General features: G+C 71.9%; 13 protein-coding genes. 7 read left to right on the forward strand and 6 right to left on the reverse strand.

The features are described 5' to 3' along the window. Positions 1–53: 53 nt before the first annotated feature. Positions 54–1,127, reverse strand: a complete 1,074-nt coding sequence (locus GD880_RS14000; RefSeq protein ID WP_152232233.1) for a hypothetical protein — start codon at positions 1,125–1,127, stop codon at positions 54–56. A gap of 138 nt (positions 1,128–1,265) precedes the next feature. Between GD880_RS14000 and GD880_RS14005 the strand changes: the two genes are divergently transcribed. Next, a complete protein-coding gene (locus GD880_RS14005; RefSeq protein WP_152232234.1) occupies positions 1,266–2,009 on the forward strand; it encodes an SDR family oxidoreductase in 744 nt (247 codons plus the stop codon). Positions 2,010–2,162: 153 nt separating this feature from the next. Here the strand turns inward: GD880_RS14005 and GD880_RS14010 are convergent, their stop codons facing one another. Together GD880_RS14010 and GD880_RS14015 are read right to left on the reverse strand one after the other, a co-directional pair. Then, positions 2,163–3,242 carry an inositol-3-phosphate synthase gene (locus tag GD880_RS14010; RefSeq protein ID WP_152232235.1) on the reverse strand — a complete coding sequence of 360 codons (1,080 nt, stop codon included), beginning with the start codon at positions 3,240–3,242 and terminating at the stop codon, positions 2,163–2,165. Then, a complete protein-coding gene (locus GD880_RS14015; protein WP_152232236.1) occupies positions 3,239–3,964 on the reverse strand; it encodes a PadR family transcriptional regulator in 726 nt (241 codons plus the stop codon). Before GD880_RS14015 ends, GD880_RS14010 begins: the two co-directional genes overlap by 4 nt. Positions 3,965–4,335: 371 nt before the next feature. Here GD880_RS14015 and GD880_RS14025 point away from each other — a divergent pair, with 371 nt between their 5' ends. The 5 genes from GD880_RS14025 to rplI all read left to right on the forward strand — a co-directional run bounded on the left by GD880_RS14025 (position 4,336) and on the right by rplI (position 8,641). Continuing rightward, positions 4,336–6,783 carry a transglycosylase domain-containing protein gene (locus tag GD880_RS14025; protein ID WP_193314515.1) on the forward strand — a complete coding sequence of 816 codons (2,448 nt, stop codon included), beginning with the start codon at positions 4,336–4,338 and terminating at the stop codon, positions 6,781–6,783. Positions 6,784–7,005: 222 nt separating this feature from the next. Next, positions 7,006–7,296 (forward strand): 30S ribosomal protein S6, encoded by a 291-nt coding sequence (rpsF, locus tag GD880_RS14030; RefSeq protein WP_152232239.1) that lies wholly within the window; start codon positions 7,006–7,008, stop codon positions 7,294–7,296. Positions 7,297–7,335: 39 nt separating this feature from the next. After that, entirely contained in the window at positions 7,336–7,878 is a 543-nt protein-coding gene (locus tag GD880_RS14035) for a single-stranded DNA-binding protein (RefSeq protein ID WP_152232240.1), read from the forward strand. A 57-nt stretch (positions 7,879–7,935) separates the two neighbouring features. Then, positions 7,936–8,172 (forward strand): 30S ribosomal protein S18, encoded by a 237-nt coding sequence (gene rpsR, locus GD880_RS14040; protein WP_152232241.1) that lies wholly within the window; start codon positions 7,936–7,938, stop codon positions 8,170–8,172. A gap of 16 nt (positions 8,173–8,188) precedes the next feature. Then, on the forward strand, positions 8,189–8,641 hold the full coding sequence (gene rplI, locus GD880_RS14045; protein WP_152232242.1) for a 50S ribosomal protein L9: 453 nt from the start codon (positions 8,189–8,191) through the stop codon (positions 8,639–8,641). A gap of 69 nt (positions 8,642–8,710) precedes the next feature. Here the strand turns inward: rplI and GD880_RS14050 are convergent, their stop codons facing one another. From GD880_RS14050 to GD880_RS14060, 3 genes are all read right to left on the reverse strand, one after another. After that, positions 8,711–9,199 (reverse strand): VOC family protein, encoded by a 489-nt coding sequence (locus tag GD880_RS14050; RefSeq protein WP_152232243.1) that lies wholly within the window; start codon positions 9,197–9,199, stop codon positions 8,711–8,713. A 178-nt stretch (positions 9,200–9,377) separates the two neighbouring features. Then, positions 9,378–9,977, reverse strand: a complete 600-nt coding sequence (locus tag GD880_RS14055) for a hypothetical protein (RefSeq protein ID WP_152232244.1) — start codon at positions 9,975–9,977, stop codon at positions 9,378–9,380. A gap of 168 nt (positions 9,978–10,145) precedes the next feature. After that, positions 10,146–11,471, reverse strand: a complete 1,326-nt coding sequence (locus GD880_RS14060; RefSeq protein WP_226909682.1) for an MATE family efflux transporter — start codon at positions 11,469–11,471, stop codon at positions 10,146–10,148. Positions 11,472–11,834: 363 nt separating this feature from the next. Here GD880_RS14060 and dnaB point away from each other — a divergent pair, with 363 nt between their 5' ends. After that, positions 11,835–14,438, forward strand: a complete 2,604-nt coding sequence (gene dnaB, locus GD880_RS14065) for a replicative DNA helicase (protein WP_152232246.1) — start codon at positions 11,835–11,837, stop codon at positions 14,436–14,438. Positions 14,439–14,515: the final 77 nt, after the last annotated feature.

A 14,515-nucleotide genomic window follows, 5' to 3' on the forward strand; every position in this document is an offset into this window, starting at 1 on the left:
GACGCGCGGGGCGCGCGAGAGGCATGCCGGCGCGTTGCCGGCGGCGCCTCGCCTCAGTCAGGAGCGACCGCGACGTCGAGGACGACGTCCTGGGGAAGCGTGTGGACGAGGTCCGGGCTGCGCGTGCACGCAAGCCCGCTCGACGAGGACGAATGGAGGATCGAGCCGGGATCGTGCCCACCGCCGACACCGCTCGCGGAGCCTGCCCCCGCCCCGCCGCCCGGCGAGCCGTTCGGGGCGGCCGAGGGCACAGGTGCACCGGCTGGGGGAGCGGGGGTGAGGGCCGGGACAGAGGCGCCCGCCGGGCGGTCGTCCAGGGCCGTCGCACGAAGCGGCTCACTCGTCGGGCGGAACGTCTCCGGCCGGCTCGTCAGCAGCGGCGTCAGCGCGGGCGGCTGCTCCGCGCCGACGGCGAGCCCGGCGGGAGGGAGCGGCGCCGCCGGCGTCGCCCGCACGGCGGGGGTGCCGTCGGGCGCGGGGCGCGCGGCGTCCTCCACGACCGGGGCGAGAGGGGGTCCGATGATCGGGTCGACGGCGCCGACCACCGGTGCGACGACGTCGATCGCCGGTCGGGCCGCGCCGACGACCGGCTCGATCGCGCCGACGACGGGCCGGGCGGCGCCGACCGCCGGCTCGAGCACGGCGATGACGGGCGCGACCGCACCGACGGCCGGCCGCACGACGTCGGTCGCTGCCCCGACGACCGGCTGCGCCACGGGTGCCAGCGAGGAAGCGACGGGCTGGACGGCACCGTCGACGACCGGCTTCAGCACGTGGCGTCCGACCGGCACGACCACCTCGTCCACCACCGGGGCCACGACGGCATCGTCGGCCGGCGCCGTCACTGTCTCGGTGACAGTGAGCACCCGCTCCGCGACCGGTGCGGCCACTCGCTCGGTCACCGGCTGCACGACGGCCTGGGTCACCGGATTCGCGGCGGCGACACGGGTGATGACCTGCCCCAGCCCCGCGCCGCCCTCGCCGTCGTCGGCGGACGCCAACGAGGCGAGCGCCGTCCCGGCGAGGCTCATCGCGACGCCACCGCAGAGGCCGAGCAGCGTGCGCACGACCCAGCGGCCGAGGCGGTTCCTCCCGCCCTCGTCCCGGTGATCGTGCGTAGCTGCCATCCCACCCTCCATGTGAGGTCACTCACACGGTACGGGGATATGTCCGATCCGCAACCGATATGGGCTCCTGTCCCGCCGGAGCCGGCGCCCCGTGGCGAAGCTCCCACGCCGGCCCGCCGACGTCCGTAGGCTCCCCGCATGCCGACGACGATCATCACCGGAGGCACCCGCGGCATCGGGCTCGCCACCGCCACGGCCCTCGCGGCGAGCGGGCACGACCTCGTGCTGGCCTTCCACCGGGACGACGACGCCGCCGCACGCGCCGCCGACCTCGTCCGCCGGGCCGGGCGGGGATGCCTGACCGTCCAGGCGGACGTGACGGTCGACGACGACGTCGCGCGCCTCTTCGCGGCGGCCCGGCAGAAGTTCGGACAGGTCACGGGGTTGGTGAACAACGCCGGCGCCACCGCGCACATCGGTGATCTCGCCGACACGCCCCCTGACGTCGTGCGCCGCGTGATCGAGGTGAACCTCGTCGGGGCGGTGCTGTGCGCGCGCGCCGCCGCCCGGGTCATGTCGCTCAGGCGGGGCGGAGCGGGCGGCGCGATCGTCAACGTCTCGTCCGCCGCGGCGACGCTGGGCAGCCCGCACGAGTACGTCCACTACGCCGCCGCCAAGGCGGGGGTCGACGCGCTCACGGTGGGGCTCGCGAAGGAGCTCGCGGGCGAGGGCGTCCGGGTCAACGCCATCGCGCCCGGCATCGTGCGCACCGGCATCCACGCCGCGGCCGGTGAGCCGGGGCGGGCCGATCGGGCGGCGGCCCGCATCCCGCTGGGGCGGGCGGGGGAGCCGGCGGAGGTGAGCGGCGCCATCCGGTGGCTGCTGAGCGACGAGGCCAGCTACGTCAGCGGGGCCGTGCTCCGGATCTCGGGCGCCCTGTGACCGCCCGGAGCCCTGTGACCGCCCGGAGCCCTGTGACCGCCCGGAGCCCTGTGACCGCCCGGAGCCATGTGACGGCCCGGCGCCCTGTGACGGCCCGGTCCGCCCAGGCCCCGCCACGGGCATGGCGGGGCCTCGGGAAGGGTCGGACCGACGTCAGCGCTCGACGTCGCCGGCGATGAACGCCTCCACCGACTGCCGGGCGACGTCGTCGTTGCGCTGCTCCGGCGGGGACTTCATGAAGTAGCTCGACGGCGAGAGCAGCGGGCCGCCGATGCCGCGGTCCAGCGCGATCTTCGCCGCCCGGATGGCGTCGATGATGATGCCCGCGGAGTTCGGGGAGTCCCACACCTCGAGCTTGTACTCGAGGTTCAGCGGCACCTCGCCGAACGCCCGGCCCTCCAGGCGCACGTAGGCCCACTTGCGGTCGTCGAGCCACTGGACGTAGTCCGAGGGGCCGATGTGGACGTTCTTCTCGCCCAGCTCGTGCTTGACGTTGGACGTCACGGCCTGGGTCTTGGAGATCTTCTTGGACTCCAGCCGGTCGCGCTCGAGCATGTTCTTGAAGTCCATGTTGCCGCCGACGTTGAGCTGGTACGTCCGGTCGAGCACGACGCCGCGGTCCTCGAAGAGCTTGGCCAGCACGCGGTGCGTGATGGTGGCGCCCACCTGGGACTTGATGTCGTCGCCGACGATCGGCACCCCGGCGGCGGTGAACTTGTCGGCCCACTCCTTGGTGCCGGCGATGAACACGGGCAGCGCGTTGACGAACGCCACGCCCGCTTCGATCGCGCACTGGGCGTAGAACTTCGCCGCGTCCTCCGAGCCGACCGGCAGGTAGCACACGAGCACGTCGGTGCGGGTCTCACGCAGCGTCGCGACGACGTCGACCGGCTCGGCGGTGGACTCCTCGATGGTCTCCCGGTAGTACTTGCCGAGCCCGTCGAGGGTGTGCCCGCGCTGGACCTCCACGCCCAGCGGCGGGACGTCGCAGATCTTGATGGTGTTGTTCTCGCTGGCGACGATCGCCTCGGACAGGTCGCGGCCGACCTTCTTGCCGTCGACGTCGAACGCGGCCACGAACTCGACGTCGCGCACGTGGTAGTTGCCGAACTGGACGTGCATCAGGCCCGGGACGGTGCTCTCGGGGTCGGCGTCGGCGTAGAAGTGCACGCCCTGCACCAACGACGACGCACAGTTGCCGACGCCGACGATCGCGACGCGGATGGCGCTCATGGTTGCTCCTTGCTCAGTGGGTTCTCATTCCGGGTGGCGGGTGCGCCGTCGGCGTCCGCGGACGGGGGCCTCCGTGTGCCCCTGGGGGGAGAGGTGCCGGGGGGTCCCGGCGGCCCCGTCGACGTCGGCGGCGGGGCCGCCGGCGCGATGTCGTCGTAGTCGAGCGCGCCTCGGGTGCCGCGCTCGGTGTCGATGACCCGTTCGAGCCAGGCCACCTCCCGCTCGACCTGCTCGAGGCCGTGGCGGGCGAGCTCGGCCGTGTAGGAGTCCATCCGCCGCGAGGTCCGGGCGAAGGACTGGCGCAGGTTCTCCATCCGGTCGACCATGCGGGCCCGCCGCCCCTCGAGGATGCGCAGCCGCGTGGTGGCGTCCGTGCTCGCGAACAAGGTGAACCGGACGTCGAAGGAGGCATCGTCGTCCCAGGCCGCCGGCTCGGCGACGGCGAGAGAGTCCTCCAGGTGGCCCCGGCCCGCCCCGGTGATGCGGTAGACGATGCGCGCTCGCCGTCCGGACAGCGGCGACGAGGCGGCCCCGGCGTCCTCGGCCACGATCAGGCCGCGCTCGGTGAGGGACCGCAGCGCCGGATAGAGCGAGCCGTACGACAGCGTGCGGAACGCACCCAGGGTGGCGTTGAGGTGCTTGCGCAGCTCGTAGCCGTGCGTCGGGGCGTCACGCAGACGGCCGAGGATGGCGAGCTCGAGCACCTGGGTGCGTGCGCCCATCTGCCGTCCTTCCTGCCGTCGCTGCCGGGAGCTGCCGTGCGCCGCGGGTCACACCGCGGATAGCGCAGCAATATATCGCACCGATATATCGGACATGTGCGAAGGGCCGCATTCGCGGCCTTGTTCGCGGCCCGTGGCCCGGCGCGCCGGCAGCCGGCGGCCCCCGCCCGCGCCGGCACTCGGCGGAGCTGGCGAGTCCTCCCGCTGTGACGGACGACATGGGCAGGGTGGGGGAGGCTGCCGCATACTGAAGGACGATCTGCCCGCGTGCGGCCGATTCTCGGTGCCTGCCGGTACCGCACATCGGACGAGCCGGGCGCACCCGTCCGTAGTCGCGCCGCTCGGTGTGGCATGGCGAAAGGCAGGCCTGCGTGGCACGTACCCCCAACTGGTCCCCGACCGGGCGGCCGGCGGACGGCCGGCGCGGTGGCGCCCCGAGCGGTGCCTCCACCCGCAGCTCCGCATCCGGTGGCGGTGCGCGCACCGGGGCGGGCGTACGCCGGACGACGTCGAGCCGTGGCACCGCCGCGGCGGCCCGCGCCGGCGGCGCGGGTGGTGGCCGTGGCTCCGGTGGCGGGCGTGGGCGCGGGTCCGGTGGGCGCGGGTCCGGCGGCCGTGGCCCGGCGCCGCGCCGCAAGGGCTTCTTCGACTACCCCCGCTCGGGCAAGGGCCCGATCCAGCGCTGGCTGCCGAGCTGGCGGGTGGTGCTCGGCACCATCCTCGCCGGCATCGCGGCGGTGCTCGGGGTGTTCGTGGTCGCCTACGCCACCGTCGAGGTGCCCGAGCCCGACGACTTCGCCCTCGCGGAGTCCACGACGGTCTACTACGCGGACGGCAAGACGCCGATGGGCTCCTTCTCGCAGGTCGACCGCGCGGTGGTGTCGATGGACACGCTGCCCGAGTACATCGGGCAGGCCGTCATCTCCTCGGAGGACCGCAACTTCTACGAGAACAACGGCGTGGACCCCAAGGGCCTGACCCGGGCGCTGTGGAACAACGTGCGCGGACTGCCCACCCAGGGCGGTTCCACCCTGACCCAGCAGTACGTCGAGCGGTACTACATGGGCACCACCACGAGCTACCTGGGGAAGTTCAAGGAGACGATCCTCGCGCTGAAGATCGACCGGTCCCAGTCCAAGGACGCCATCCTCGAGAACTACCTCAACACCATCTACTTCGGCCGCGGCGCCTACGGCATCGAGAAGGCCGCGCAGGCCTACTTCGGCAAGCCGGCCGCCGAGCTGACCCTCGCGGAGTCCGCCGTGCTCGCCGGCATCATCCCGGCGCCGAGCGCCTGGGACCCCGCGGTCAGCCCCGACCGCGCCGAGCAGCGGTGGAACCGGGTGCTCGACCTCATGGTCCGGGACGGCTGGATCAGCCAGGCCGACCGTGACGCCGCCCAGTACCCGCAGACGGTCCCGCCGAGGACGGAGAACACCTATGGCGGGCCCAACGGGTATCTGCTGAAGATGGTCCGCGACGAGCTCGTCCACAAGGCCGGGATGACCGAGGACGAGATCGACACCCGCGGCCTCGACATCGTCACGACGATCAACCAGCGGGACCAGGAGGCCGCGGTGCAGGCCGTGGACAACCTGCCCGACGACCGCCCGGCGAACAACCGTGTCTCGCTCGTCTCGATCGACCCCTCCAGCGGCGCCATCGTCGCCCTCTACGGCGGCGCGGACTTCGTCTCCCAGCCGCTCAACCTCGCCACCCAGGCGCGCGCCCAGGCCGGGTCCACCTTCAAGCCCTTCGCGCTGGTGGCGGGGCTGGAGCAGGGCATCAGCCTGTACGACACCTACTCGGCCCCCGCGCAGATGAAGATCGGGAACTGGCAGGTCCGGAACTTCGACTCGCGCGACCACGGGCAGGTGAACCTGGTCGAGGCGACGGCGGGCTCCATGAACACCGCCTACGCCCAGCTCAACGAGGACGTCGGACCGAAGAACACCATCGACGCCGCCGTCCGCGCCGGCCTGCCGCAGGACACCCCCGGCCTCGCCAACGAGGTGGGCAACGTGCTCGGGTCGGCCTCGCCGCGGGCGATCGACATGGCCACCGTCTTCGCGACCTACGCCGCCCAGGGCGTGCGCCACGACCCGTTCATCGTCTCCGAGGCGCGCGACACCTCCGGGAACGTCGTCTACACCGGCGAGGGTCAGGGCCGGCGGGAGTTCGACGCGCAGGTCATGGCCGACGCCACCTACGCCATGCAGGCGGTGATCAGCGACGGCGGCGCGCCCGCTGCCGCCATCGGGCGCCCGGCGGCCGGCAAGACCGGCACGTCGACGGCGCTGAAGTCGGCGAACTTCGGCGGGTACGTGCCGCAGCTGGCGACGTTCGTCAACATGTTCCAGACCGGCGACGACGGCAGCGAGCAGTCGCTCACCGGGTTCGGCGGCGTCCCCTCCAAGCTCATGAGCGGCAGCCGGTTCCCCGCGCAGATCTGGCACGACTACATGGCGGCGGCCACCCAGGGCATGCCCGTGGAGGACTTCCCCAAGCCCTCCGCCCGCCCGCGGCCGAAGTACACGCCGCCGCCGGAGCCGACGGCCGAGCCCAGCACCGAGGCGCCCACCGAGGAGCCGTCGCCGACGCCGACGGAGGAGCCGTCGGAGCCGCCCTCCGAGGAGCCGAACCCGACGCCGCCCAACAACAACGGCGGCGGGAACGGGAACGGCAACGGGCACGGGAACGGCGGCGGCAACGGCGGTGAGCAGGCGACGCCGGCTCCTACGCCGAGCCCCGGACCGACCGTGGGCCAGCAAGGCGGTCCGGCCAGCCCGGGCACCTGGAACCCCCTCCGGCCCCAGTAGACGGAGCGACGGCGGCACGCACGTGCCGCCGTCGTTCTGCTTCTCAGCCGTCCACAGGTGCTGTGAGGCACGTCGCGGGCCGGGAAGGGGGCTGGCTACGGTAAGGTGGTCCGCTGGTCCCTTCTCGTACGCACCCGCGTGCCGGGCGGGGCCGCGAACGCATCACCCTCCTGTCACGGAAGGACCGTGACCGCCTGAGTCCAGAGGAGGTGGGTACCAAGCATGCGTCCTTACGAACTGATGATCATCCTCGACCCGGAGATCGATGAGCGCACGGTCGCCCCGTCGCTCGACAAGCTGCTCGCGGTCGTCAAGACCGGCGGCGGCACCGTCGAGAAGGTCGACATCTGGGGCAAGCGTCGTCTTGCCTACGACATCAAGAAGCGTTCCGAGGGCATCTACGCCGTCGTCGACATGACGACGACGCCGGAGCTGGCCCAGGAGCTCGACCGTCAGCTCGGTCTGAACGAGGCCGTCCTGCGCACCAAGCTCATCCGCCCGGAAGCTCACTGAGCGTCCGCGTAGCAACCACCTGACCCCAGGGAGCACAGCATGGCAGGAGAGACCGTCATCACCGTCGTCGGCAACCTGACGGCGGACCCCGAGCTGCGATTCACCCCGTCCGGGGCGGCCGTGGCCAGCTTCACCGTGGCGTCCACGCCGCGCACCTTCGACCGTCAGGCCAACGAGTGGAAGGACGGGGAGACCCTGTTCCTGCGCTGCTCGGTCTGGCGCGAGGCCGCGGAGAACATCGCGGAGTCGCTGACCAAGGGCACCCGCGTGATCGTCCAGGGCCGCCTGGTCCAGCGCTCCTTCGAGACCCGCGAGGGCGAGAAGCGCACGGTCGTGGAGATGCAGGTCGACGAGGTCGGTCCCTCGCTGCGCTACGCCACGGCCAAGGTCACCCGCGCCTCGCGCGGCGGTGGCGGCGGCTTCGGCGGCGGTCAGGGTGGCTACGGCGGCGGTCAGCAGGGTGGCTACGCGGCCGCCGGCGCGCAGCAGGGCGGCGGGTACAACGCCCCCGGCGGCGGCCAGGCCGACGACCCCTGGGCCACCGGCGGCTCGAGCGCGTTCAACGACGAGCCCCCCTTCTAAGTCAGACCTTTTCGCGTGCGCCCCACGGCGCCGCACGGATCATCGAGGAGCACCACCATGGCGAAGCCTGTTCTTCGCAAGCCTAAGAAGAAGGCCAACCCGCTCAAGGCGGGCAAGATCGAGAACATCGACTACAAGGACACCGCGCTGCTTCGGAAGTTCATCTCCGACCGCGGCAAGATCCGCGCCCGCCGCGTGACCGGCGTGTCCGTCCAGGAGCAGCGCCTCATCGCGAAGGCCGTCAAGAACGCCCGCGAGATGGCTCTGCTGCCGTACACGAGCTCGGCTCGCTGAGACTAGGAGTCCACTCATGGCAAAGCTGATCCTGACCCACGAGGTCTCCGGTCTCGGCGCCGCTGGCGACGTGGTCGAGGTCAAGGACGGGTACGCCCGCAACTACCTCGTCCCGCGTGGCCTGGCCACCCGCTGGACCAAGGGCGGCCAGAAGCAGGTCGACCAGATCCAGGCCGCGCGCAAGGCGCGCGCGATCGCCACGATCGAGGAGGCCCGCGACATCCGCGACCGCCTGCAGGCCAACCCCGTCACCGTCGCCGTGCGCGCCGGCGAGAACGGCCGCCTGTTCGGCGCCGTGACCACGACGGACATCGCCGAAGCCGTTCAGGGCGCCGGCGGGCCCAAGCTCGACCGCCGCAAGATCGAGGTCCCCAGCCCGATCAAGGCGCTCGGCACGCACAAGGTCCACGTGCGCCTGCACGAGGACGTCCAGGCGACGCTCGACGTGACGGTCGTCCCCGCCAAGTGACCTTCTGAGTCGCGACTGCGACGGCCCGGCCCCTCCTGGGGTCGGGCCGTTCGTGTCGGTGGGCCGGGGTCACGCCGGCTGCTCGACCCCCTCGAAGGCCGCCCGCAGCGCCGCGACGTCGAACTTGCCCTGGGTGGCGAGCATCGCCTGGGTGACCCGCTGCACCTTGGTCGGGTCCTTGTCGGTGAACATCTCGTACCACTCGGTCGGCACGACCTGCCACGACAGCCCGTAGCGGTCCTTGAGCCAGCCGCACGGGCCGGGCTGGCCGCCCTCGACCAGCGCGTCCCAGTAGTGGTCGATCTCGGCCTGGTCCTTGCACCGGATCTCGAACGACACGGCCTCCGTGAACGGGAACAGCGGGCCGCCGTTGATGCCGACGAACTGCTGGCCGTGCAGCTCGAACGCCACCGTCATGACGCTGCCCTCCGGGCCGGGCGAGTCCGGCCCGTAGTGGGTGATCTCCTTGATCCGGCCGTCGCCGAAGACGGAGACGTAGAAGTTCGCGGCCTCCTCGGCCTGGGTGTCGAACCAGAGGTTCGCGACGATCTTCTGCATTCCTGGCACCTTCCTCGTGGCGGGGAGCGTGAGCCCCGGGCCGGTGTGCCGGCGGCTCTACCCGTGCGTCGAACGGCGTCCCGGGGGTTCGACACGACAACACGGAGACGTCCCGGGTGCACGCCAACGGCCCCGGAGCTCGAGGCTCCGGGGCCGCTGGGGCGGTGCGAGGTGAGGGTCAGACGCCGGCTGGGACGGGCCGGCTGGAGGCCGCGACGTCGGCGGCCTCGACCTTCTTGGCGTGGCGCAGGCCCAGGACGCCCAGGACCGCGAGGGCGGCGGCGCCGACGAAGGCGGCGACGGCGGCGTAGCTGGCGATGGTGCCCATCATGCCGAACGCGTAGGCCTCGAGGAGCAGGCCGCGGAGGGTGTTGCCCATGAACAGGGTCTGGCGCAGCTGCCCGAGGGCGGCGACGTCGTCGGGGTTGGCGCCCGGGTCCTTCGAGGCCGCCATGAACTCGCCGCTGACCTGCTCGTAGGTGCGGCCGTCGCTTGAGGCGTTCATGTGGGCCAGGATGTAGTGGTCGGCGAAGGCCTTGGCCTGGTCGCCGGTGGTCATCGGGTCACCGGCGAAGGGCTCCAGGGCCGCCCGGTCCGCCTCGGAGAGGGACGCGAGGGCGTCGCCCTCGGGCATCGTGATCTCCTGGATCGCGAGCTGGTCCTTGACGTTCTGGGCGACGAAGCTGCTGGCCCAGGTCAGCAGGCCGCCGCCGACGAGCAGGACGGCCGCCAGGATGAGGCCCGTCCAGGAGATCAGCCGGTCGAGAGTCTTGCGCATGATTCCGCCTTCGTAGACGTTGCCTGGCGGCGAGGGCCGCTGGGCCGGGTTGCTCGGCGAGTGCTTCGCCTACGAGAACTATGTCGGAATCGTGCGGCCGCTATGGGGGACCTTCGTCCGGGTCCAGGGGCGCGTGTCCCACGGCACATGTAGACGTATCGTGGCTGGTCAGCGGCGTGCGCCGAGCACCATCCAGGCGGTGCCCCGGGCCCGCAGCCCGGTCGTCACGGCCCGGGCGAGCATGAAGGCGCCGCCGAACGCCGCCCACAGCCACGCCAGCCCGATGGCGCCGTCGGGGGCGAACGACCCGACCGCCCACGCGAGCGGCAGGTAGACGACGAGCGTGGCGACGCCCGCCCACGCGAGGTAGCGCCCGTCGCCGGCGCCGATGAGCACGCCGTCGAGCATGTACACCCAGCCGGCGATCGGGAGGCACGCCCCGGCGACGGCGAGCCCGACGGCGGCGGCGACGCGCACGCCGTCGTCGCTCGTGAACAGGGGGGCCAGCCACCAGCCGGTCGCGGCGAAGACGACGCCGAGCACGGCCCCCGCGCCGGTGCCCCAGCGCAGGCACCGGCTCATGACGGCGTGGACCTGGGTGACGTCGCCGGCGCCGAGGCCGCGCCCGACGAGGGCCTGGGCGGCGATGGCGAGGGCGTCGAGGGCGAACGCGGCCAGGCCCCACATGGCGTTGACCACCTGGTGGGCGGCCAGGGTGACCGCACCGAGGGAGGTGGCCACGGCGATCGTGGCGAGGATGGCCAGGCGCAGGGTCAGGGTGCGGACGAACAACGGCGCCCCGGCGAGAGCGGAGGACCAGATCCCGGCCGGGTGCGGACGCAGGCTCACCCCGATGCCGCGCGCCCCGCGCAGGACCACGAGCACCAGGGCCAGGCCCATGCCGGTCTGGGCGACGGCGGTGCCCAGCCCGGAGCCGGCCACCCCCAGGTCCAGGCCGTAGATGAACAGGGCGTTGAGGCCGACGTTGCTGATGGCGCCGGCCGTGGCGACGACGAGCGGCGTGCGGGTGTCCAGCAGGCCGCGCAGGGTGCCGGTGGCGGCCAGCACGAGCAGCATCCCGGGCAGGCCGGGGGCGGAGGCGCGCAGGTAGGCGACGGCGTGCGGGGCGACCGCGGCGGGGGCGCCCATGGCGTCGACGATCCACGGTGCGGCGGCGAAGGTGGCGGCGGCGGTGGCGAGCCCGAGGACCAGGCCGAGCCACATCCCGTCGATGCCCGCCGCCACGCCGCCCGCCCGGTCGCCGGCGCCGACGCGGCGCGCGGTCGCGGCGGTGGTGGCGTAGGCCAGGAAGATGAAGACGCCGATGGCGGTGGTCAGCAGGGTGGAGCTGAGCGAGAGGCCGGCGAGCTGGGCGGTGCCGAGGTGGCCGACCATCACCGAGTCGACGAGGACGAACAGCGGCTCGGCGACCAGGGCGCCGAGGGCGGGGATCGCGAGGGCGAGGATCTGCCGATCCAGGGCGCGGCCCGTCAGCTCGGTCTCGGGGTGGCGTCGAGGGTTGGTCCGCGTCCCGGGAGTGTCGTCCACTGATGTGTCCACTTTCTTTCGTCCACAGTCTGTGCAGGGTGTGGAGAGCGGAATTCGGCCCCGGAGGGCGCCTGCGGGCCCCACCTCCACAGAGTTATCCACCGACTGTGCACAACCCTGGGGATGACGTCCACACGCGGTCCACAGGATAGGTCGCCTCTGTGCACAGGGGCGGTTGGCTCGGGGGCCCGGACCGGCCGTACCGTCACTCCGGCGCCCGTGTGGGCGGCCCCCGGGCGGTGTGGGTGGCGGCCGGTACATCTGATGTACCGGGGCCGTCGTCGCGCGGTGTGAGCTGGAGGAGGTCGTTTGTCTCTCGTCGACGAGCAGGTTGTGGATGGTCGCGAGGCGTTCGACCGGACGCCGCCGCAGGACGTGGCCGCGGAGCAGAGCGTGCTCGGCGGCATGCTGCTGTCCAAGGACGCCATCGCCGACGTCGTCGAGGAGCTGCGCGGCAACGACTTCTACCGGCCCGCGCACGAGATGATCTACGAGGCGATCCTCGACCTCTACGGTCGCGGCGAGCCCGCCGACGCCGTCACCGTCTCCGCCGAGCTGACCAAGCGCGGCGAGATCGCCCGGGTGGGCGGCGCGCCGTACCTGCACACACTCATCTCCTCGGTGCCCACGGCCGCCAACGCCGGCTACTACGCCCGCATCGTGCGCGAGCGGGCGGTGCTGCGCCGCCTGGTCGAGGCGGGCACCCGCATCGTCCAGCTCGGCTACTCCACCGACGGCGGGGACGTCGACGACCTGGTCAACAGCGCCCAGGCCGAGGTCTACGCGGTCACCGAGCGGCGCACCAGCGAGGACTACGTGCCGCTGCGCGACACGATCAACCTCACGATGGAGGAGATCGAGCACGCCTCCGACCGTGGCGAGGGCATGACGGGTGTGCCCACCGGGTTCACCGACCTCGACACGCTGACCAACGGCCTGCACGGCGGGCAGATGATCATCATCGCGGCGCGTCCGGCCATCGGTAAGGCGCTCGCCCTCGACACCCCGCTGCCCACCCCCACGGGGTGGACCACCATGGGCGAGGTCCAGGTCGGGGACGAGCTCATCGCCGCCGACGGCACCCCGACGAAGGTCGTGGCGGCCACCGAGGTCATGGTCGACCGGCCGTGCTACGAGCTCACCTTCGACGACGGCACGACGATCGTCGCGGACGCCCAGCACCAGTGGGTCACCGAGACGCGGGCGTCGCGGAAGTCCGCGCAGGCTGCGGCAGCGCAGTACAACCGGACCAGGAACCAGCGGACGTTCGCCGAGATCCGCACCACCGAGGAGATCGCCGCGACACTCCGGTGCACGACGGCGGACCGACGGCTCAACCACTGCGTTACCAACACCAAGCCCATCGAGCTGCCGGAGGCCGACCTCCTGATCGACCCGTACGTGCTGGGCGTGTGGCTCGGCGACGGTGAGAGCGCCGGCGCGCGATTCACCTCGGACGACCCTGAGATCGCGGCGTTCATCGAGGCGGCCGGTTATGTCGTGCGGCCCGGCGCCTCGCGCACCTACTCGGTCACCCTGCCCCGGCCGTCGGGCGACAACCAGGTTCACGTGCCTACTGCACTCGTCCGGACGGGAGCAGCGCACCGCCGGCAGGGCGGCACCGTCGTCAGGCCCGTGCCCCAAGCGCCGGGGCCGGTTATGAGCGTTGTCGGGCAGCGATGCACCGACTGCGGTGCTCCAGCCGTTGGCCGCCACCTCTGCCCGGCATGCTGGCAGGACCACGGCAGCGTCAGGGCGCTCCTGCGCAAGATGGGCGTCCTCAAGAACAAGCACATCCCCGCGCCGTACCTCCGCGCCAGCGTGCGGCAGCGACGGGCCCTCCTGGCGGGACTGCTCGACACCGACGGCACGGTGAACCCCACCGGCTCAGTCCAGTTCGCGGTCACCAGCAAGCGCCTCGCCGACGACTTCCGGGAGCTTGTCCACAGCCTCGGCTACCGCACTGGCTGGTCCGAGAAGGCGGTGCGCGGACGCACTCCCGAGACCTCTATTGCCTACTCCATCACCTTCACGACGGCGGATGAGGTCTTCGCTCTCCCGCGCAAGCAGCGCGCCCAGCGTGAGCGCCGCGTCAACCACCCGACGCCGCGGCGGACGGCGCGCTTCATCACCTCAGTGCGCAAGGTCGAGAGCGTGCCGGTGCGATGCGTGCAGATCGACCACCCGAGCCACTTGTATCTGGCGTCGAGGGCGATGATCCCGACCCACAACTCCACCCTCGCGCTCGACATTTGCCGCTCGGCGTCGATCAAGAACGGGATGACGTCGGTGATCTTCTCCCTGGAGATGGGGCGCACCGAGCTCACCATGCGTCTGCTCTCCGCCGAGGCGCAGGTGCCGCTGCAGAACATGCGCAAGGGCACCATGCGCGAGGAAGACTGGACCCGCATGGCCACCGCCATGAGCCGGGTCTCCGAGGCGCCCCTGTTCATCGACGACAGCCCCAACATGTCGCTGATGGAGATCCGCGCGAAGTGCCGGCGGCTGAAGCAGAAGCACGACCTCAAACTCGTGGTGGTCGACTACCTCCAGCTCATGAGCTCGGGCAAGCGCGTCGAATCCCGCCAGCAGGAGGTTTCCGAGTTCTCCCGTGCGCTCAAGCTCCTGGCCAAGGAGATCGAGGTGCCGGTGATCGCCGTCGCCCAGCTCAACCGTGGTCCGGAGCAGCGTGGTGACAAGAAGCCGATGATGAGCGACCTTCGCGAATCCGGCTCTTTGGAACAGGATGCGGACGTCGTCATGCTGTTACACCGCGAGGACGCCTACGAGAAGGAGTCTCCCCGTGCGGGCGAGGCGGACATCATCGTCGCTAAGCACCGTAATGGCCCGACTGACACCGTTACCGTGGCGTTCCAGGGGCATTACTCCCGTTTCGTCGACATGGCGCATTAAAAAAGACAGAGAGTGCGCGCTGCAGTTCACGTTTGGGCTGCTCTTCAACGTCGATGCAGATTTCCCGGTCGCCTGGG

Origin of the sequence: Georgenia ruanii, assembly GCF_009193175.1 — a bacterium.
GTDB classification, from domain to species: Bacteria; Actinomycetota; Actinomycetes; order Actinomycetales; family Actinomycetaceae; genus Georgenia; species Georgenia ruanii.